A 19,044-nucleotide genomic window follows, 5' to 3' on the forward strand; every position below is an offset into this window, starting at 1 on the left:
GGCCCAGTTCATAGGGCGCGCCCCCTGGGCCGGCGATATGAATGACCTGAGATTCCATAGACGGGTCTGGGCGCGGCAAGGCCGGATGGCACTGGGAGTGCAAGTTCGACGTTTCGCAGTAGTACCCTTGGCCCCTTCCTCAAGTTCGACGAAGTTCAGGAAATCCTGTGCCGCCTCATTATGCTTTTCCCTTTGCCATAGTCCGCGCATGCGAATCCACGAAGTAAGACGACGACTGCGGGACGCCGGAGCGGGGCCCATCCACGAACACCGGGTCCTCCGGCTGTGGTCCCATGCGCTGCCCCGGGACAGCGGCAGGCGTCTGCCTGGGACCTTTTTCCCGGCGTCGCTATTGGCCGCCCTGCCGTCCATCGAGGCTGACCTGGCAGGACTGGCGCGCATCCACGCGGTCCACCCGGGCGCGGATGGGGCCGAGCGGCTGCTTGTCGCCCTGGCAGACGGTCAGACCGTGGAGAGCGTCCTGCTGCCACGTGACGGTCTCTGCGTCTCGTCGCAGCTCGGGTGTGCCGTCGGATGCCAGTTCTGCATGACCGGTCGCGACGGATTGCTCCGCCAACTGGGAAGCGCCGAAATCATCGCCCAGGTCGCCCTCGCGCGCCTGCGCCGGCCGGTGCGCAAGGTCGTGTTCATGGGCATGGGCGAACCGGCCCATAACCTGGAGAACGTCGTGGAGGCGATCGACCTGCTCGGCACCGCGGGCGGTATCGGCCACAAGAACCTGGTGTTCTCCACCGTCGGCGACCCGCGTGCGTTCGAACGACTGCAGCAGGAGCGCGTCCGGCCCGCGCTGGCGCTCTCGTTGCATACGACCAAGGCGGACCTGCGCCGAAAACTCCTTCCGCGCGCACCGAACATGACGCCCGAGGAACTGGTCAGCGCAGGCGAGCGCTATGCCCGGGCGACGGGTTACCCGATTCAGTACCAGTGGACGCTGCTCGAAGGCGTCAACGACGGGGAAGACGAGATGCAGGGCATCGTCAGTCTGCTTTCCGGCAAGTACGGCGTGCTCAACCTGATCCCGTTCAACGCGGTGGATGGCGTGACCTTCAGCCGCCCGTCGTGGGAGCGCTGCAAGCAGATGGCTCGAACGCTCCACCAACGGGGCGTCCTGACGAAGCTGCGGTATTCGGCCGGCCAGGATGTCGACGGTGGTTGCGGTCAGTTGAGGGCGCGCGCAGCCGACGTACAGGTGCCGCTTCGCAGGGCCGAAAACCGGCGCCCGGCCACATTCGAATCTAAAAATATCGAGACGGCGGAGACGCCCGCCTTAACTTGATAAAGTTTGCGTCAGTTCGCAGCCTCGCCTGAAATTCCGGCCGGGGCATTGCGTTGTTGTTCAACTCACCCTAGGGCCGCCATGACCGCCGCAAACTCCCAGATCATCTACACCCTCACCGACGAGGCACCGCGCCTGGCGACCGCCTCGCTGCTGCCCGTCGTCAAGGCCTTTGCCGCACCGGCGGGCATCGAAATCACGACCAGCGACATCTCGGTGGCTGCCCGTATCCTCGGGCAGTTCGCGGAGGTGCTTACAGAAGCTCAACGCGTACCCGACAACCTGGCGGAACTGGGCAGGCTGACGCTGCGGCCCGAAGCCAACATCGTCAAGCTGCCCAACATCAGCGCTTCGGTGGCCCAACTCAAGGCGGCAATCAAGGAATTGCAGGACAAGGGCTACAAGATTCCGGACTACCCCGAGAGCCCGAAGACGGACGAAGAGAATGACATCCGCGCGCGCTACAACAAGTGCATCGGCAGCGCGGTGAACCCGGTACTGCGTGAAGGCAACTCCGACCGCCGCGCGCCCAGAGCGGTGAAGGAGTTCGCCCGCAAGCATCCCCACAGCATGGCCGACTGGAGCCAGGCGTCACGTTCGCACGTCTCGCACATGCACCACGGCGACTTCTACCATGGCGAGAAGTCGATAACGCTGGACAAGGCGCACAACGTCAAGATGGAACTGATCACCAAGAGCGGCAAGGCCATCGTGCTCAAGCCGAAGGTCGCGCTGCTCGAGCGCGAGGTGGTCGACTCCATGTTCATGAGCAAGAAGGAACTGGTCGATTTCTACGAACGCCAGATCCAGGACGCCTACGACACCGGTGTGATGTTCTCGCTGCACGTCAAGGCCACCATGATGAAGGTGTCGCACCCGATCGTGTTCGGCCATTGCGTCAGGATCTTCTACCGCGAGGCGTTCGAGAAGCACGCCAAGCTGTTCGACGAACTGGGCGTGAATGTCAACAACGGCATGGTCGACCTCTACAACAAGATCGCCACGCTGCCCCAGAGCACGCAGGACGAGATCCGGCGCGACCTGCACGCGTGCCATGAGAACCGCCCCGAGCTCGCCATGGTGGATTCCGCCAAGGGCATCACCAACTTCCATTCGCCCAACGACGTGATCGTGGACGCCTCCATGCCGGCGATGATCCGCAACGGCGGAAAGATGTACGGCGCCGACGGCCGGCTTAAGGACGTGAAGGCCGTCATGCCCGAGAGCACCTTCGCCCGCATCTACCAGGAGATGATCAACTTCTGCAAGTGGCACGGCGCCTTCGATCCCAAGACCATGGGCACCGTGCCCAACGTGGGCCTCATGGCGCAGCAGGCCGAGGAATACGGCTCGCACGACAAGACCTTCGAGATCACCGAGGACGGCGTGGCCAACATCACCGACCTCGACACCGGCGAAGTGCTGCTCAGCCAGAACGTGGAAGCAGGCGACATCTGGCGCATGTGCCAGGTCAAGGACGCCGCCATCCGCGACTGGGTCAAGCTCGCCGTCTCGCGCGCACGCAATTCCGGCATGCCGGTGGTGTTCTGGCTGGACGCCTACCGCCCGCACGAGGCGCAACTCATCACCAAGGTGAAGATGTACCTGCACGAGCATGACACCACCGGGCTGGACATCCAGATCATGAGCCAGGTGCGTGCCATGCGCTACACGCTGGAGCGCGTGGTACGCGGGCTGGACACCATCAGCGCCACCGGCAACATCCTGCGCGACTACCTCACGGACCTGTTCCCCATCATGGAACTGGGCACCTCGGCCAAGATGCTGTCCATCGTGCCCCTGATGGCCGGCGGCGGCATGTACGAAACGGGCGCCGGCGGCTCGGCACCCAAGCATGTGCAGCAACTGGTGGAGGAGAACCACCTGCGCTGGGATTCGCTGGGTGAATTCCTCGCCCTGGCCGTGAGCCTCGAAGACCTGGGCATCAAGAACAACAACGCCAAGGCCAAGGTACTGGCCAAGACGCTCGACAGCGCCACGGGCAAGCTGCTGGACAACAACAAGGGCCCCTCGCCCAAGACCGGCCAGCTCGACAACCGCGGCAGCCACTTCTACCTGGCCCTCTATTGGGCCCAGGCACTGGCGGACCAGACCGAAGACAAGGAACTGGCCGCCCATTTCAAGCCGCTCGCCGAAACGCTGGCTGCCAATGAGAAGAAGATCGTGGATGAGCTGGCCGCCGTGCAAGGCAAGCCGGCCGACATCGGCGGGTACTACCTGCCGGATGCGGCCAAGACCGATGCGGTGATGCGCCCCAGCGCGACCTTGAACGCGACGCTCGCGGCGGCAGTGGGTTGAGGCTCGCCGACGTGGAACACCTCAAGCAACTCCTCCTTCTTGGGGCCGTCGCCTTTGCTGGTCTCGCCTCCGCGGCAGAGCCGGTGACCCCGGCGGAGCCTGTGACCACCCCGGCGACGAAGTCCAGCAGGGCCTGCCACTGGGACCGGCAAACGGGTCGCATGATCTGCCAGCGGACCCGCTCGAGCGGCACCGGTGCGCCGCCGCCTGTCGCGAAGCCGGCGCCTCAGTAAGAGGTAACCCGCCGACCCCTGCTAGAGCTTGAAGATCCGCTGCGCGTTGCCGGAGCGCACCGCCGCGGTCTGCTCTGCGGGCAGCCTTGCCGTGTTGGCGAACGCACCCTTCGTGTCGTGCACCTGGTGCGGCCAGTCGGTGCCGAACATCACATGCTCCGCGCCGACCACCGAGATGAGGTACTGCAGGGCACCCAGGTTGTAGGTGATGCTGTCGTAGTAGATGTGGCGCAGGTAGTCCGTGGGCTTGCGCTTCATCTTGCGACGGCTCGGGATCTCGACTTCGTCGCCCTTCTCGAAGCGGCCGACCAGGTAGGGCAGGGTGCCGCCGCCGTGCGAGGCGATGATCTTCAGGTTGGGATACTGGTCGAAGAAGCCTTCGAAGATCATGCGTGTGATGGCCAGCGTGGTGTCGAACATGAAGCCGACCGACCAGCTCAGGTCGAACTTGGTCATGTCCATCATGTCGACGCCCGGCGGGTCGGTCGGGTGCACGAGCACGGGCAGGCCGCGCTTGTCGATCTCGGCCCAGATCGGCGCGAAGAGCGGGTCGGTCAGGCTGCGCCCGGCGATGTTGGCCAGCACCATCACGCCGACCGCACCGTTCGCGCAGGTGCGCTCCAGTTCCTCGATGGCGCGCTGCGGATATTCCCAGGGCAGCGAGGTGAACCAGCGGATGCGATCGGGGTAGGTGGTCTGTGCCTCGGCCATCGTGTCGTTCGACTCCCGGGCGGCGCGGCAGCTGATGTCTTCGTTGCCCCAGTACACGTTGGGGCAGGTGAGCGAGACCACCGACACGTCGATGCCCGCGGCGTCCATGTGCTTCACACGCAGGTCGTAGTCGAAGTGGCCGCGCTGCGGAATCACGACCGGCGTGTCGCCGCGAAAGATCTCCTGTTGGCCGTCCGGCCGCGTCTTGATGTTGTAGATGCCGCCTTCCTTCTTGAGAAGTTCGAGCCAGCGGCTGGTGAACATGTGCGTGTGGACGTCGATGACGGTCATGGTGTGTTGTCTCCGTTGTGTGAGGATTGAGCGGAACAGCTCGCTCAATGCGTGAGCAGCTGCCCCAGGAAAGATCGCAGGCGCGCGCTTTGCGGCCGGTCGAAGAAGTCGCCGGGCGGTGCGGTCTCGATGACCTGGCCCTGGTCCATGAAGATCACGCGGTCGGCGACTCGGCGCGCGAAGCCCATTTCGTGCGTGACGATCATCATCGTCATGCCTTCGCCGGCCAGGCCCTCCATGGTCTGCAGGACTTCATTCACCATTTCAGGGTCGAGCGAGGCCGTGGGCTCGTCGAAGAGCACGACCTGCGGCCGCGTGCACAGGGTGCGCGCGATCGCGACGCGCTGTTGCTGGCCGCCGGAGAGCTGCGCCGGATGCTTGTGCGCATGGTCGCGCAGCCCCACGCGTTCCAGGTAGTGCATGGCGCGCTCGTGCGCCTCCTTGCGGCCCACGCCCATGCCCCACACCGGTCCGACCGTCAGGTTCTGGAGCGCAGTCATGTGTGGGAACAGGTTGAACTGCTGGAAGACCATGCCCACGCGCCGGTTCACGGCGAGCCGAGCGGCGCGCGTGATTTCGTCGGCACCGACTTCGACGCCGCAGACGTGCAGATGCCCCTGCTGGAAGGGCTCCAACAGGTTGACCGTGCGCACCAGTGTCGACTTGCCCGACCCCGAAGGCCCGCAGATCACGATGCGTTCGCCCGACGCCACCTGCAGGTCGATGTCGCGCAGTGCGTGGTAGTCGCCGTACCACTTGTTGATGCCGGTCATCCGCACCACGGCGGCGGCATTCGTTTCAACGGAAGGCGTGTTCGTCATCGAGGATTCTTTGGGGTCAGCGCGAGGCTTCGAGCCGGCGGCTGTAGCGCGAGAGGCCCCAGCAGACGGCCAGGTAAGCCAGCGCGAGGAAGACATGGCCCGAGGTCAGGATGTTGGCATCGCCCACCCAGCCTGGCGATTTGGCACCCGTCTCCACTGCGCCAAGCAAGTCGTTGACGCCGATCACGGAAAGCAGCGTTGTCTCCTTGATCACGGCGATCATGATGTTGACCAGCGCGGGCACGACAGCGGTCACGGCCTGCGGCAGCACGATCAGGCGCAGCGCCATGAAGTCGCTCAGGCCCACCGTCGTGGCGGCTTCGATCTGGCCGCGGCCGATGGACTGCAATCCGCCGCGAAAGACTTCCGCCGCCATCGCCGCGTTGAACAGCGCGAAGGCGACGAGCGCGCGCGAGAACAGGTCGACGTTCGAACCCCGAGGAAGGAACATGGGCAGCAAGGTGGCCGCGATGAACAGCACCACGAGCAATGGCACCGACCGCATGGACTCGACGAACGCGGCGCAGAGCGAACGCACCACGGGCAGCCGGGAGCGACGGCCGAGCGCGAGCGCAAGGCCCAAGGGCAGGGCGGTGGGAAAAGTGGCCAGCGTGACGACCAGCGTGAGCAACAGGCCCCCCCAACGAGTCGGAGGCACGAAGGGCAGGATGCCGCCGCCCAGCAACAGCAGGAAGAACAGCACCGGCATCCACACGAAGCCCATCAGCACGCGCTGCAGGCTGGCGCCGTGCGCGCGGCGAACGACCCAGGTCCAGAACAAGGCGAATCCGACGAAGCAGGCCCATGCACGCCACAACTGATCCGATGGATAGTCGCCGACCAGCCAGGGCTTCCAGCGCGCGGTCACGAAGGCCCAGCAGGCGCCACGGCTGTCGGGACAGGCATCGCTGGAGGCGCCCGTCCAATGCGCGTTCACGACGGCCCAATCGAGAAAGCGCCAACTCGCCAGGACGAACGCGGCCAGCAATAGCAGCGAGACCAGGCCCATCGCTAGCCCCGGAAACCAGGCCCGCCGCCAGCGCGTGAGCGCCGGAATGCTGGCCACCGGCGCAGGCCGTGGACTGACCAGCGCCTCGCGCAAAAAGCGATTCATCTCAGTCTTCCACCACGCGATCGCGTGATCCGCGGCACATGCAACCGCACAGCCGGGTCCAGAAGCCCCGCGGAACCGGCTTTGCCGGGCCGCCGGGGCTGCCCCCGGAGAGGGGGGTGGCGGCCACACGAAGTGGGCAAGCCTGGGGGTGACCTTTGATCTCAGCGGCCATGGCGTGTCATCAGACGGCGGTTGACCAGGTTCACCACGAATGCAATTGCGAGATTGATGACCGCATAGATCACCACGACCAACGCCATGGCTTCGAGCGCCTGGCCGGTTTGGCTCAGCACCGTGCCGCCGACGATCTGCATGACGTCCGGATAGCCGATGGCCGCGGCAAGCGACGAGGCCTTGGCGAGCGTCTGGTACTGCCCGGCAGCCGGCGGCAAGGCCACGCGCAGGGCTTGTGGCAGGACGACCAGCAGGGCGGCGCGCACGCCGCTCAGGCCCACGGTGTCCGCGGCCTCCGACTGGCCGCGCGGGACCGACAGGATGCCCGCGCGAAAGATCTCGGCGAGAAAGGTGCTGTTGTAGATCGACAGGCCGAGCGTCAGCGCGATGAGTTCAGGCAACAGCGCGAAGCCGCCGCTGACGTTGAAGCCTTCGACGACCGGCACGTCCCAACCGAGGCCACCCGTGGCCGTCGTCAGCAGGTGCGGCAGGAACAGCCCGCGGTTGTTCAGCAACACGGGGCCGAGGCGAAGGCTGTCGCCCACGTCGGGCAGCAAGGCGATCGCGGAGAAGTACCAGAAGAAGATCTGCAGCAGCATCGGGATGTTGCGAAACACCTCCACGTAGAGCGTCGATGCGCCGCGGATCAGCGGGTGCGTGCTGAGCCGGCCGAACGCAATGAAGAGTGCGATGAGCGTGCTGAACACGATCGCCAGTGCGACGACCAGCAGCGTGTTGAGCGTTGCGACGACGATGGCGCTGCCATAGGTCGATGCCGGTCCGAACGGGACCAGCGACTGCGCGATCTCGAAGCCCGCCTCGGTCCGCAGGAAGCCGTAGCCGATGGACACGCCCAGCGTGTGCGCGTTCACCAGGAAATTGGCGATGCCGCGCCACGCGAGCCAGGCGATCACGGCCAGGAGCAGGGCCTGTGCGACATAGCCCGGCAGCCGTTCCATGAAAACGGCGCGAGACATCTTCGAGCGGCGAGGGGTTGTCATGCGCGAACAGGGCGCGCGGTGCGCCCTCTACCCCTTCGATCAACGAACCGGGATCGCCATCATCAGGCCACCATTGGCCACCAGCGCATTGCGGCCGCGGTCCAGGCGCAGGGCGGTCTTCGGGCCGACGTTGCGGTCCCACACGTCGCCATAGTTGCCCACGGCCTTGACGGCCTTGTAGGCCCAGTCGGCGTTGAGGCCGAGCTTGACGCCGAAGTCGCCCGTGGTGCCCAGCAGGCGCTGCACGTCGGGGCTCTGCGAGTTGCGTTGCTCGTCGACGTTGGCCTGCGTGATGCCGAGTTCCTCGGCCGCCACCAGGGCGTTCAAGGTGAAGCGCACGACGGCTTCCCAGCGCGGTTGCCCTTGCGCCACGATCGGGCCGATGGGTTCGTTGGAAACCGTCTCGGCCAGCACCTTGAACTCGTCGCGGTTCGGCAGCTTGGCCAGGCGCGCGGCCAGGCCCGAGCGGTCGTTGATGGCCGCGTCGCAGCGCTTGCCGACGAAGGCGTCCCAGGCCTGCTCCTGCGAAGCGAAGGTCACGATCTTGTACTTGAGCTTGTGCGCACGAAAGTAGTCGGCCACGATGAGCTCCGACGTGCTGCCCTGCGCGGTGCAGATGGTGGCGTTGTTCAGGTCGGCGATCTTGGTGGCCTTCGACTTGGTGGTGACGGCGAAGCCCTGGCCGTCGAAGAACATCACCTTCGGGAACTTGAGGCCGCTCACGTCACGGCTTTGCGTCCAGGTGAAGCGGTGCGTGAGCACGTCGACCGCGCCGGTCGGCAGGCCGGCGAAGGCGGTCTTGAGATCCATCGGCACGAGCTGGATCTTTGTCTCGTCGCCGAGCGTCGAGGCGGCGATGGCCTTGCACAGGTCGACGTCGAAGCCTTCGCGCTTCCCGGCGTTGTCCTCGGCCGAGAAGCCCGGAGCGGCCAGCGTGACGCCGCACTTGAGTACGCCATGCGCCTTGACATCGTCGAGCACGTCGGCCTGTGCGGCGCTGGTCAATGCCGCGAGGGCGGCGAGTCCGAGCAAGGTGTGGCGTGCGGTCGACAGGGTCCGTGGGGTGCGCATGTTGTCTCTGGCTTTTCAGGTTGGTTGGATCGCGGTGCAGCGTATCACCGGAGGTCCGTGGCGCAGACCCACAGAAACCCTGTCCGGCTGCGCGCGCCTCGACCGGTCACGCGCCTTCGCCAACTATGCCGCCCGTCGCGTCGGCAACCGCGGCCACGCTGTCGCGAAGCCATGCGTGCCCGGCGTCGTGGTCGTTGCGCCGATGCCAGACAGCGCGTGTGGTCGACCGGCCGGCACGGTACGGCGGCTGGCGCAACAGCAGTTCGCTGCCGCCTCGCGTGAGCGCCTGCGCCAGCGAGGCCGGCACGATCGACAGCATGTCGCTTGCGCGCAGCAGCGCAGGAATGGCCAGCGAATGCGGCACGGTCACGCGCAGTCGCGGCGGCTGCCCGGTGTCCTGCAGCGCTTCTTCGAGCGCGTGCCGGTCGAACATCTCCGACTGGCGCGCAAGGCCCCGCTCGAGGATGAAGCCGTCGACCGCGCCTTCTTCCTGGCCGCCGACCGAGATGGTCACCAGCGGATAGCGCGCCAGGTCTTTCACCTGCAGCTTGCGGCGCGAGGCGGGATGACCCTTGCGCATCAGGATGACTTCGCCCTGTGACATGAGCGTGCGTGTGTTCAGTCGCGCCGGCACCTGCGAGAAGATGCCGATCGCCAGGTCGATGCGTCCGAGATCGATCTGCTCGGCCAGGTCCAGGCGCGTGGAGGGCCGGATCACCAGGTCCACGCCCGGCGCTGCCTTCTGCAACTCGCGCGAGAGCGGCGCGACGATGACTGCGGTGACATGGTCGTTCGCCGCGATCACGAAGCGTCGTGAAGACTGCGCCGGCGAGAACGGCTCCACGCCCAGCGTGGCCTCGATGCGGCGCAGCGCATCGCGCAGCACGGGCGCCATCGCCAGCGCGCGGCCTGTAGGCGCCATGCCCTTGCCGGTACGCAGGAACAGTTCGTCGCCGACCAGTTCGCGCAGTCGCGTGAGTGCATGGCTCACGGCCGACTGGCTCAGGTTCAGTCGTCGCCCCGCGAGCACGAGGTTGCGGTCTTCGTAGACCGCATCGAACACTTTCAGGAGGTTGAGATCCATGCGGCCGATGCTCATTGGGCGTCTCCGTGAGTTGAACCGGATGCATTGTCCTCTTGCAAAGACATCAGTTCCATTCAACTCGACGGACGCCGATCATTCGATGCATCCACACACACGCCACCGGCGTCAATGAAGCAAAGGCAAGCATGGACTCCTCACGACTTTCCCGCCGCGCGTTCACGCGCCTGGCCTTGAGTGTTCCGTTCGCAAGCGGTCTGCCGCCCGCGCTGGCGCAAGGCGGGGCCACTGGCAAGCTGCTGGTCGGCTATCCCGCCGGGGGCACGCTCGACACCACCGCGCGCCAGTTGGCCGAAGCCTGGCGCAAGCAGGGACGCTCCTACATCGTCGACAACCGCGTGGGCGCGGCCGGCCGTGTCGCGAGCAGTCAGCTCAAGCGCGAGCGTCCCGATGCGAGCACGCTGCTGTGCACGCAGACCTCCGCGCTGACGATTTATCCGCATGTCTATGCGCGTCTGATGTACGACCCGGTGAATGACTTCGTTCCCATCTCGCCGCTGGTGACCGCGACCTGCGCCCTCGCGGTGAGCGGCGCGGTGCCGGCTTCAGTCAGGAACCTGCAGGACTATGTGGCGTGGGTGCGCCGCTCGCCCGGCAGCGCTACCTATGCATCGCCGGCAGCCGGCTCCATGGCTCACTTCCTGGGCTATCAACTCTCGGAAGCGGCCGGCCTGAAACTGCAGCACATCGGCTATCGCGGCTCAGCGCCCGCGATGCAGGACCTGGTGGGCGCCCAGATCCCGGCGTACCTGGGATTCGTGGCGGACTTCCTTCCGTACATGCAGCAGGGAAGGATCCGGATCATCGGCGTCACGAGCGAGAAGCGATCCCGCTTCATGCCCGGCGTACCCACTTTCATCGAGCAGGGGTTCGCTGGAATCCGGGGCGCCGAGACCTACGGCGTCTTCGCGCCACCCGGAACGCCCGAAGCGACCGTGCAGGCTCTCCATGAATCCATCGTGGCCGCCAGCAAGGACGCAGCCCTGATCGCGGCCTTCGAGCAGGTCGGCCTCGAGCCCGGCACGCTGGCGCCGCGCGAATACGCCGGATTGATCCGCCGCGACCGGGAATCCTGGGGGCCGGTGGTTCGCGCCTCCGGTTTTCGTTCAGAGGAATGACCAGGAGACCCATGATGAAAGACGAGTCGAACACAGACCGCACAGCGCTGATCGAGCGCAGCATCCCCTTTCTCGAAGAGGTGCAGGACATGACGGCCGGCACCGAGACGGAGCGTTGGCTGAACCGGAAGTACGGACCGGACAGCGAGCTGTACCGGACACTCGCGCGCCTGGTGAAGCAAGGCGTCCACGACGGCTGGGCCGCGAACGCCGAACTCGACGGCCCCATCTATCGCCGCAGTCGCATCGCGGAACCGTCGGAGCGCACGCGCTACTTCAGCATCACGGCGGTTTACATGGACAGCACTGGCAACACCCAGGGCAATGCCGACGACAGCTATCGCGGCCAGTACCATGCGCATCCCTATGGGGAGTTCAACATGGTCGTGCCCCTGGATGCCGGCGCCGCACTCAACGGACCCAACGGCTGGTGCGAAGCCGGCTGGACCGCGCCCGCGCCCGGAAGCCATCACTATCCGGAAGCGAAGGGGGGCGCCGTCATCGCGTTGTTCTTCCTTCCGGCAGGGCGGATCGCCTACCATCCTTCGCCCCAGGACTGAGGAGACAGCGTGAAGCAGCAGCAATTCGCATTGCCGCAGACGGACACGAGTCGTTGCGTGGACGACGTTCTTCGGTCGCGCAGATCGGTGCGCGCCTATCGCCCGGACCCGTTGCCGCGAGATGCGGTACTGGACATCCTGCAGGTGGCGACCACCGCGCCGAGCAACTCCAACACGCAGCCCTGGAATGTCCATGTGCTGGCGGGAGCGCCGCTGAGGGCATTGAGCGTCGACCTCGTGACGGCCTTTCGACGAGGCGACTTTCCGCGGCCATCGCATTTCCCCGACCCGCTGCCGGGCGCGTGCTGCACCCACCAGGCTGACTTTGCCGTGCGCTACTACGGCGCGCTGGGCATCGACCGGCAAGATGCCGCCGCCCGCGCGGCCCAGACCGAACGCAACTACAGCTTCTTCGGCGCGCCCGTGGGGCTGATCTTCAGCATCGACGCGCGCCTGAACGCCCATAGCTGGCTGGACCTCGGCCTGTACATCCAGAGCGTGATGATCGTGGCGAAGTCGAGAGGCATCGACACCTGCCCGCAGGTTTCCTTTGCGCCATTCCATGCAGTCATCGCGCGGCACCTGCGAATGCGGCCGGACGAACTCACCGTCTGCGGCATGGCCATGGGATACGGCGACAAGGACGCGAACGTGAACCGGATGGAAATGCCGCGGCAACGGGTCGAGGCGTTCGTGCGGCATGCGGGATTCGACGCGCCGGCCGAATCCATCGAGATCAAGTAGAGGGCTTCGCGCCCCGGAGCACCGCGATCATCTCAGCCACGATCGACGCGGCGATCTCGGCCGGGCCGATGGCACCGATTGCCAGTCCTGCAGGCCCATGGATCCTTTGCGCGACTACGGGCGAGACGCCCGCTTCAGCGAGGCGCACCAGGCGCGCGGCGTGCGACTTCCTGCTCCCGAGCGCGCCCACGTAGAACGCGTTGCTTCCAAGGGCCTCGATGATGGCCGGGTCGTCGATCTCGGGCGCGTGCGCCAGCATCACCACGGCGCACCGGGCATCGAGCTGCGCTTCGCGCAAGGAGACCGCGACGTCACCGACCCGCAAACTTGCGCCGGTGAAATCGAATGCCTTTGCCGCCGCCTCTCTCGAGTCGACGATCGTCACTTCGAAGCCGATCAACTGCGCCGCAGCGAGCAACGCGCGCGCCGTACGCACGGCGCCCACCACGTAGAGTCGAAGCGGGGCGTTGAACACCTGAAACAGCACGTCGTCGCCGTCGATTTCGCTCATGGCCGTATCGTCCGCCGCTGCACGCCGAACAGCCTCGGCCGCCCATGGGTCTGCGCCCGGATCGTCGACCGGGATCAGGGACCGACGACCGTCCGACAGCCGGGTGCACAACACGACGCTTCGCCGGCTCTTCAGTGCATCGATCGACTTGCGCAGGACTTCGACCTGGCCCCCGGGCCCGCCGCGCAGGGGTTCGAAGCGAATTTGCATGTCGCCTCCGCACGCCATTCCGGCGGTCGAGGCTGTGGCGTCGTCGATCGCGACGCTGATCGTCTTGTCGGCTCCGCCTGCGAGCGCTTCGACGGCAGCCGAAGCGATCTGCGCGTCGACGCCAGGGCCGAATAGCGTGCCGACGGTCGTCCCATCACGACGGACAGCCATCTGGGCTCCCGCACGTCTGGGCGCGGTCGACCAGGCCTTCACGATGGTGGCAAGGGCGACCTCGTCACCGGCGTCTTTCCATTGGAGGGCCTGGGTCAGAATCGAAGTCGCCGAAGCGCTTGCCTGTTCACTGGACGGGCGCGTCATGTTCACTCCTGTTCGAGGAACGACGAGGGTGTCGTTCCTTGCCACATTGTGGCGCCGGATGTCTGCACGGTTGGCCGCGCCGACTATCAACGCCACCTGGACTTGCGCTCACGCATCGACGCCGAAGTCCAGCAGCACCTTGCAGCTGTAGCGCGGATTGCGCTCCGCAATGTCGAAGGCGCCCGCGACGTCGCGGAAGTCGACCTTGTGGCTGATGATGCGGCCGGGATCGACCAGCCCGCGCGTGATCCAGTCGATCACCGTCGGGAACATCGCGCAGTTCAGGCGCGAGGCGTAGAGCGTCAGCTCCTTTTTCGTCAGCTCCTGCTGTGGGATCGCGGAAGGCGTCGACGAGAAGCCGAGCACGCCGATACGCCCCGCCGGCGCGGCGATGCGAATTGCCTCTTCGATGATCGACGGATGGCAAACGGCGTCATAGATCAGGGTCGGGCCGCCTTCGACGCCGCGCTTGACCAGCGCTTCGGGCAAGGATTCTCGTGTGGTGTTGATGATCTCGTCTTCCGCCGCGCCGCATTGCAGCGCCAAGGCCAGGCGCTCGTCGAAGTGATCGGTGATGAAGGCGCGAATGCCGTAGACCCGCTTGAGCACCTGCATCAGGTTGAGGCCGACCGGCCCGGCGCCATAGATCAGCGCGACATCGCTCGGGAAAACGCCAGTGCGGCTGGTGACGTTCGCCGCCACCGCGAAGGGTTCGATCACTGATGCGCTGGCATCGGCCAGGCCCTTCGGCACCACATAGGCATTCTTTTCCGGCGCGCAGGCGTACTGGCTGAAGCCACCGTCGCGATGCACGCCGATCACCTGCAGGCGGCTGCACACGTTCTGCCGCCCGATGAGGCATGCATGGCACTGGCCGCAGCTGATCACGGGATCGACCACCACCGTCTCGCCGATGCGCGACGCGCTCACGCCCGCGCCGACCGATTCGATGCGGCCGACGAACTCGTGGCCGATGATTCGCGGATACGAGACGAACGGATTCTGTCCGTGGAAGATGTGCATGTCGGAGCCGCAGATGCCCGCGAAGCGCACGCGCACGCGCACCTCGCCGGCCGCGGGCTCGGGCATGGGCCGTTCGACGACGGCCATGCTGTTGGGTTGATCGACGACGACGCTGAGCATGATGGATTCCTTGTGTTTCGTACGCTGTTGGGAAGGCCCGGAGCGGGCGGCTACCAGTTCCACATCGAGCCGTCACGCAGCCGTGCGACCGGCAGGTAGGCCCGCTCGTAGGGATACTTCGCCGCAAGCTCTTCGTCGATGTCGACGCCGAGGCCCGGTACCTCGTCCATGACCAGGTAGCCGTCTTCGTAGCGGTAGTTGTGCGGGAACACCTCGTCGGTCAGCGGGCTGTGCGGCATCAGTTCCTGGATGCCGAAGTTGGGCACCCACAAGCCGAAGTTCACGGCCGCCGCCATGCACACCGGCGACAGGTCCGTCGCGCCGTGGAAGCCGGTGCGCACCTGGTACATGGCCGCGAAGTCGGCGATGCGGCGCACATGCGTGATGCCGCCGGCGTGCGTGATGGTCGAACGGATGTAATCGATCAACTGCTCGCTGATGAGGTCCTTGCAGTCCCAGATCGAGTTGAAGACCTCGCCGATCGCCAACGGCGTCGTGGTGTGCTGGCGGATCAGGCGAAAGGCCTCCTGGTTCTCGGCCGGCGTCGCGTCCTCGATCCAGAACAGGCTGTACGGTTCGAGTTCCTTGCCGAGGCGGCCGGCCTCGATCGGCGTGAGGCGATGGTGCGCATCGTGCAGCAGGTGTGTGTCGAATCCGATCGCTTCGCGCACCTTGCGGAACAGTTCGGGCGTGTGGCGAAGGTAGAGCGAGGTGTCCCAGGGTTCTTCGGGCGGGAGACCTTTTTCGGCGGGCTCGTAGAAGCCCTTGGTCTTGCCGACGCCGTAGGTCTTTTCAAGCCCGGGCACGCCGGACTGCACGCGGATGGCCTTGAAGCCTTCCTCCTTGTGCTTTTGCACTTCCTCGATGGCCTCGGCATGGTCGCGACCGTTGGCGTGGCCGTACACCATGAGGCCGTCGCGACTCTTGCCGCCGAGCAACTGGTAGACCGGCATCCCGGCCAGTTTTCCCTTGATGTCCCAGAGGGCCATGTCGATGGCCGCGATGGCGGTCATGGTCACGGGGCCGCGCCGCCAGTAGGCACCTCGGTAGAGGTACTGCCAGATGTCCTCGATGTTGCGCGGATCGCGCCCGATCAGGCAGGGGAACACGTGTTCGTCGAGGTAGGCCTTGACAGCGAGCTCACGGCCATTGAGCGTGGCGTCCCCGAGTCCGACAACCCCGTCGTCGGTGACGATCTTCACGGTGACGAAGTTACGGCCCGGGCAGGTGACGATGGTCTGGATGCGTTCGATCTTCAATTCAATCTCCAGGAGGAATGAGCGGTAGGGGCGAGATGCCGTTCGCAGGGCAGTTGATGGCCTTCGGCTACAGGAAGCCGATTGAGAACCAGGGCACGAAGACCAGTAGAAGCAGGGCGACGAAGAGCGCCGCCATGTGGGGCCACACGCGCGGCATGGCGACGTCGGGCGACACGCGTCCGATGGCGCAGGCGGCGTAGAAGCCGACGCCGAAGGGCGGTGCGAAGAGTCCGAGTCCCATCGCGAAGATGACGACCATCGCGTAGTGCACCTCGTTGACGCCGACCAGCTTTGCGATCGGGAACAGCAGGGGCCCGAACAGCACGATGGCCGGAATACCTTCGAGCAGGCTGCCGAGCACCACGAAGGCCAGTGCCGAGACCAGCAGGAAACCCATCTTGCCGCCCGGGACGGCGGTCATGATCTTCACGAGGTCTTGCGCAAAGCCCGACTGCGTCAGCGCCCAGGCCATCGCGGTGGCGCATCCGACGATGAGCAGGATCGCACCCGACAACGAGGCCGTGTCGAGCAGCATTGGATAGATGCGGCGCCAGTCGAACTGCCGGTAGATGAACAGGCCCGCCAGCACGGTATAGAAGATGCCGATGGTCGAGACCTCGGTGGCCGTTGCGACGCCCTCGACCACGGCGGTGCGGATGATCACCGGCAACGCGAGCGCGGGCAGTGCCACCAGCAGGAGCTTGCCGATCTGCCGGCGCGATGCCTTGGTGACGCCGGACATGTCTTCGCGTCGCGTCTGCCACCAGACCACGATCGCCATCAGCACGAGGCCGACCACCGCCGGCATCAGGCCACCGACGAAGAGCGAGGTGATCGAAACCCCGGTCACCGATCCGACGGTGATCAGCACAATGCTTGGCGGGATGGTCTCCGACATGGCGCCGGAAGCCGAGAGCAGGCCGATGAGGTCGCCGTCCTTGCTGCCGCGCTTCTTCATCTCGGGGAACAGGGCAGGGGCCACGGCCGCCATGTCGGCAGCCTTGGCACCCGAGATGCCCGAGACGATGTACATCGCACCCAGCAGCACGTACTGCAGGCCGCCCCGCACATGGCCGATCAGGCTGACCAGGAAATTGATCATGGCGCGTGCCAGGCCGGTCATCTCGATCAGCGAACCGAGGAACACGAACAGCGGCACCGCCAGCAGGATCAGGTGCGACATGCCTTCCTGCATGCGGTTGGGCATCAGCGACATCGGTGTCGAAGTCGAGAAAGTCAAGTAGCACATCGTCGCCAGTCCGAAGGCGAAGGCGATCGGCACGCCGATCACGATGCATCCGACCAGCATCAGCAGGAAGAAGATGATCAGGTTGATGTTGCCGAGCGTCGCGAGCACCGGCGACAGCAACCACAGGGCTCCGCCGAAGATCGCCACGGTGCCTGCACACACTGCGATCTGCTTCCAGGTCGCGTGCTCGACCAGCCGCGCGACGGCGGTCACGAGCATCAGGAAAGCGCCCGCGCACACCGCACCCGCACGCCATCCTTCGCTCAGGCCCAGCACGGGCGTCGAGACCTCCATCTCCTCGTGCCAGTGTTCCCAGGCCGGCCCGGCGAGCATCAGCAGGAAGCCGACCACCAGGCACATGCCGAATGCATCGACCCATGCGCGCTTGTTGGCGGGCAGGTCCTTGATGAAGGTTGTCAGGTGCATGTGCGCGGCGCGACGCAGCGCGATGCACGAGCCGAGCATTGCCAGCCAAAGGAAGAGGATGCTGGCGAGTTCATCGGTCCAGGTGAGCGGCTCGTGCAGCGCATAGCGCGCGAACGCGCCGCCGCCGAGGATCAGTATCTCGGCCACCACGATGGCGGCGGCCGGCACTTCGGTCACCCACGCCAGCACGCGGTCGAACCAGTTCGACGTGGCGGCCGGGACGATGTCGAGCGGATCGACGGTGGACTGCATGGCGCGCTCCTGAACGGTCTTGGTGCTTGCAGACGTCAGACGAGCTTGCCCGAGTACTTCTCGAGCTTCGCCCAGGCCTCGTCGCCGTACTTTCCCTTCCACTCGGTATAGAAGCCCGAGGTCTTGAGCATGTCGCGGAAGGGCGCCGAGTCGGGCTTGTTGAAGGTCACGCCCAGCTTGGTCAGTTGGGCCTGCGCATCGGCGTTGAGCTTGGCGATGTCCTCGCGCTGCTTCAGGGCTGCGGCGTTGAGGTTCTTCGACAGGGACTCCTGCACCTCCTTCGGCAAGGCCTGCAGCTTCTTCGCGTTGCCGAAGATGAAGTGGCCGTCCCAGGTGTGCGCCGTCAGCGCGCAGTATTTCTGCACTTCGTAGAGCTTGGCGCTCTGGATCAGGGCGAGCGGGTTTTCCTGGCCGTCGACCACCTTGGTCTGTAGCGAAGAGTAGAGCTCGCCGAACGGAATCGCCGTGGGCGATGCGCCCAGCGCCTTGAACATCGAGATCCAGATCGGGATGCCCGGCACGCGGATCTTGAATCCCTTCAGGTCCGCCGGCGTGGCGATGGCCTTGGTGGCCGACGTGATGTTGCGATAGCCGTTGTCTAGGCACTTGTCATAGGCATACAGGTTGACCTTGGCCAGCGCGGCCCGGACGTAGGCACCCAGGTCGCCGTCCATCGCGGCCCACACGACGTCATAGTCCTTGAAGGCGAAGGCGACGCCGTTGATGCCGGCCGTCGGCACGAGCGTCTGAAGATTGGTGCCGGCGGTGGACATGATGTCGATGGCCCCGGCGCGCACCTGCGAGATCATGTCCGGCTCGCTGCCGAGCTGGCTGGTCGGATAGACCTGCAGGTCGACCTTGCCGCCCGTGTCCTTGCGGATCGCCTCGGCCGCTTCCTTGATGCGCAAGGTGCCCGGATGGTCCGCCGGAAACGCGGTGCCGTACTTGAGCTTGATCTCGCTTTGTGCGAAGGCGAATCGCGTGGGCAGTGCGACGGCCATGCCGGCAGCGGCGATGGTGGTGCCGAATTGGCGGCGGGTAGGCGCGAAGGTCATTGAAAGGTCTCCGTTGGTTTGTCGAGTGATCGGTCGGGTGCGAGATTCAGGTGCGGATGCGGATG

General features: G+C 65.7%; 16 protein-coding genes. 5 read left to right on the top strand and 11 right to left on the bottom strand.

Features of this window, described 5'->3' with window-relative positions:
• The first annotated feature begins 208 nt into the window (after positions 1 to 208).
• Positions 209 to 1,297 carry an RNA methyltransferase gene (locus AC1D3B_RS06260; protein WP_478189794.1) on the top strand — a complete coding sequence of 363 codons (1,089 nt, stop codon included), beginning with the start codon at positions 209 to 211 and terminating at the stop codon, positions 1,295 to 1,297.
• Positions 1,298 to 1,378: 81 nt separating this feature from the next.
• A complete protein-coding gene (locus AC1D3B_RS06265; RefSeq protein WP_478189795.1) occupies positions 1,379 to 3,616 on the top strand; it encodes an NADP-dependent isocitrate dehydrogenase in 2,238 nt (745 codons plus the stop codon).
• Between the two features lie 254 nt (positions 3,617 to 3,870).
• Here the strand turns inward: AC1D3B_RS06265 and AC1D3B_RS06270 are convergent, their stop codons facing one another.
• From AC1D3B_RS06270 to AC1D3B_RS06295, 6 genes are all read right to left on the bottom strand, one after another.
• Positions 3,871 to 4,851, bottom strand: a complete 981-nt coding sequence (locus AC1D3B_RS06270) for an amidohydrolase family protein (RefSeq protein ID WP_478189796.1) — start codon at positions 4,849 to 4,851, stop codon at positions 3,871 to 3,873.
• Positions 4,852 to 4,895: 44 nt separating this feature from the next.
• Positions 4,896 to 5,672 carry an amino acid ABC transporter ATP-binding protein gene (locus AC1D3B_RS06275; protein WP_478189797.1) on the bottom strand — a complete coding sequence of 259 codons (777 nt, stop codon included), beginning with the start codon at positions 5,670 to 5,672 and terminating at the stop codon, positions 4,896 to 4,898.
• A 16-nt stretch (positions 5,673 to 5,688) separates the two neighbouring features.
• Positions 5,689 to 6,786, bottom strand: coding sequence for an amino acid ABC transporter permease (locus AC1D3B_RS06280; RefSeq protein WP_478189798.1), 1,098 nt, complete (start codon positions 6,784 to 6,786; stop codon positions 5,689 to 5,691).
• A gap of 161 nt (positions 6,787 to 6,947) precedes the next feature.
• On the bottom strand, positions 6,948 to 7,937 hold the full coding sequence (locus tag AC1D3B_RS06285; RefSeq protein ID WP_478189799.1) for an ABC transporter permease subunit: 990 nt from the start codon (positions 7,935 to 7,937) through the stop codon (positions 6,948 to 6,950).
• Positions 7,938 to 8,000: 63 nt separating this feature from the next.
• A complete protein-coding gene (locus AC1D3B_RS06290) occupies positions 8,001 to 9,032 on the bottom strand; it encodes an amino acid ABC transporter substrate-binding protein (RefSeq protein WP_478189800.1) in 1,032 nt (343 codons plus the stop codon).
• Positions 9,033 to 9,138: 106 nt separating this feature from the next.
• A complete protein-coding gene (locus AC1D3B_RS06295; protein ID WP_478189801.1) occupies positions 9,139 to 10,131 on the bottom strand; it encodes a LysR family transcriptional regulator in 993 nt (330 codons plus the stop codon).
• A 131-nt stretch (positions 10,132 to 10,262) separates the two neighbouring features.
• On the opposite strand from AC1D3B_RS06295, the gene AC1D3B_RS06300 reads away from it, so the two are divergent.
• From AC1D3B_RS06300 to AC1D3B_RS06310, 3 genes are read left to right on the top strand one after another with little or no spacing between them, the layout of a single operon-like run.
• Positions 10,263 to 11,252 (top strand): tripartite tricarboxylate transporter substrate-binding protein, encoded by a 990-nt coding sequence (locus AC1D3B_RS06300; protein WP_478189802.1) that lies wholly within the window; start codon positions 10,263 to 10,265, stop codon positions 11,250 to 11,252.
• A gap of 14 nt (positions 11,253 to 11,266) precedes the next feature.
• Positions 11,267 to 11,812: a 4-hydroxylaminobenzoate lyase gene (locus AC1D3B_RS06305; protein WP_478189803.1), complete on the top strand. Its 546-nt coding sequence runs from the start codon at positions 11,267 to 11,269 to the stop codon at positions 11,810 to 11,812.
• Positions 11,813 to 11,821: 9 nt separating this feature from the next.
• Positions 11,822 to 12,556, top strand: a complete 735-nt coding sequence (locus tag AC1D3B_RS06310; protein WP_478189804.1) for a nitroreductase — start codon at positions 11,822 to 11,824, stop codon at positions 12,554 to 12,556.
• Here AC1D3B_RS06310 and AC1D3B_RS06315 read toward each other — a convergent pair.
• The 5 genes from AC1D3B_RS06315 to AC1D3B_RS06335 form a co-directional block, all read right to left on the bottom strand.
• Complete coding sequence (locus tag AC1D3B_RS06315; RefSeq protein ID WP_478189805.1) at positions 12,549 to 13,595, bottom strand: XdhC family protein; 1,047 nt, start codon at positions 13,593 to 13,595, stop codon at positions 12,549 to 12,551. The two genes, AC1D3B_RS06310 and AC1D3B_RS06315, sit on opposite strands and share 8 nt — an antisense overlap.
• A gap of 108 nt (positions 13,596 to 13,703) precedes the next feature.
• Positions 13,704 to 14,738 carry a Zn-dependent oxidoreductase gene (locus AC1D3B_RS06320; RefSeq protein WP_478189806.1) on the bottom strand — a complete coding sequence of 345 codons (1,035 nt, stop codon included), beginning with the start codon at positions 14,736 to 14,738 and terminating at the stop codon, positions 13,704 to 13,706.
• A 50-nt stretch (positions 14,739 to 14,788) separates the two neighbouring features.
• Positions 14,789 to 15,997 (bottom strand): D-mannonate dehydratase ManD, encoded by a 1,209-nt coding sequence (gene manD, locus AC1D3B_RS06325; protein ID WP_478189807.1) that lies wholly within the window; start codon positions 15,995 to 15,997, stop codon positions 14,789 to 14,791.
• A gap of 67 nt (positions 15,998 to 16,064) precedes the next feature.
• Positions 16,065 to 17,924 carry a TRAP transporter large permease gene (locus AC1D3B_RS06330; protein WP_478189808.1) on the bottom strand — a complete coding sequence of 620 codons (1,860 nt, stop codon included), beginning with the start codon at positions 17,922 to 17,924 and terminating at the stop codon, positions 16,065 to 16,067.
• Between the two features lie 35 nt (positions 17,925 to 17,959).
• Positions 17,960 to 18,979: a TRAP transporter substrate-binding protein gene (locus AC1D3B_RS06335; protein WP_478189809.1), complete on the bottom strand. Its 1,020-nt coding sequence runs from the start codon at positions 18,977 to 18,979 to the stop codon at positions 17,960 to 17,962.
• Between the last annotated feature and the right edge of the window lie 65 nt (positions 18,980 to 19,044).

The sequence above is a fragment of the Variovorax sp. P5_A3 genome, from assembly GCF_056400665.1.

Coding starts and splice junctions, on each gene's coding strand:
- AC1D3B_RS06260 (WP_478189794.1), top strand. CDS start 209: ATGCGAATCCACGAAGTAAGACGACGACTGCGGGACGCCGGAGCGGGG.
- AC1D3B_RS06265 (WP_478189795.1), top strand. CDS start 1,379: ATGACCGCCGCAAACTCCCAGATCATCTACACCCTCACCGACGAGGCA.
- AC1D3B_RS06270 (WP_478189796.1), bottom strand. CDS start 4,851: ATGACCGTCATCGACGTCCACACGCACATGTTCACCAGCCGCTGGCTC.
- AC1D3B_RS06275 (WP_478189797.1), bottom strand. CDS start 5,672: ATGACGAACACGCCTTCCGTTGAAACGAATGCCGCCGCCGTGGTGCGG.
- AC1D3B_RS06280 (WP_478189798.1), bottom strand. CDS start 6,786: ATGAATCGCTTTTTGCGCGAGGCGCTGGTCAGTCCACGGCCTGCGCCG.
- AC1D3B_RS06285 (WP_478189799.1), bottom strand. CDS start 7,937: ATGTCTCGCGCCGTTTTCATGGAACGGCTGCCGGGCTATGTCGCACAG.
- AC1D3B_RS06290 (WP_478189800.1), bottom strand. CDS start 9,032: ATGCGCACCCCACGGACCCTGTCGACCGCACGCCACACCTTGCTCGGA.
- AC1D3B_RS06295 (WP_478189801.1), bottom strand. CDS start 10,131: ATGAGCATCGGCCGCATGGATCTCAACCTCCTGAAAGTGTTCGATGCG.
- AC1D3B_RS06300 (WP_478189802.1), top strand. CDS start 10,263: ATGGACTCCTCACGACTTTCCCGCCGCGCGTTCACGCGCCTGGCCTTG.
- AC1D3B_RS06305 (WP_478189803.1), top strand. CDS start 11,267: ATGAAAGACGAGTCGAACACAGACCGCACAGCGCTGATCGAGCGCAGC.
- AC1D3B_RS06315 (WP_478189805.1), bottom strand. CDS start 13,595: ATGACGCGCCCGTCCAGTGAACAGGCAAGCGCTTCGGCGACTTCGATT.
- AC1D3B_RS06320 (WP_478189806.1), bottom strand. CDS start 14,738: ATGCTCAGCGTCGTCGTCGATCAACCCAACAGCATGGCCGTCGTCGAA.
- AC1D3B_RS06330 (WP_478189808.1), bottom strand. CDS start 17,924: ATGCAGTCCACCGTCGATCCGCTCGACATCGTCCCGGCCGCCACGTCG.
- AC1D3B_RS06335 (WP_478189809.1), bottom strand. CDS start 18,979: ATGACCTTCGCGCCTACCCGCCGCCAATTCGGCACCACCATCGCCGCT.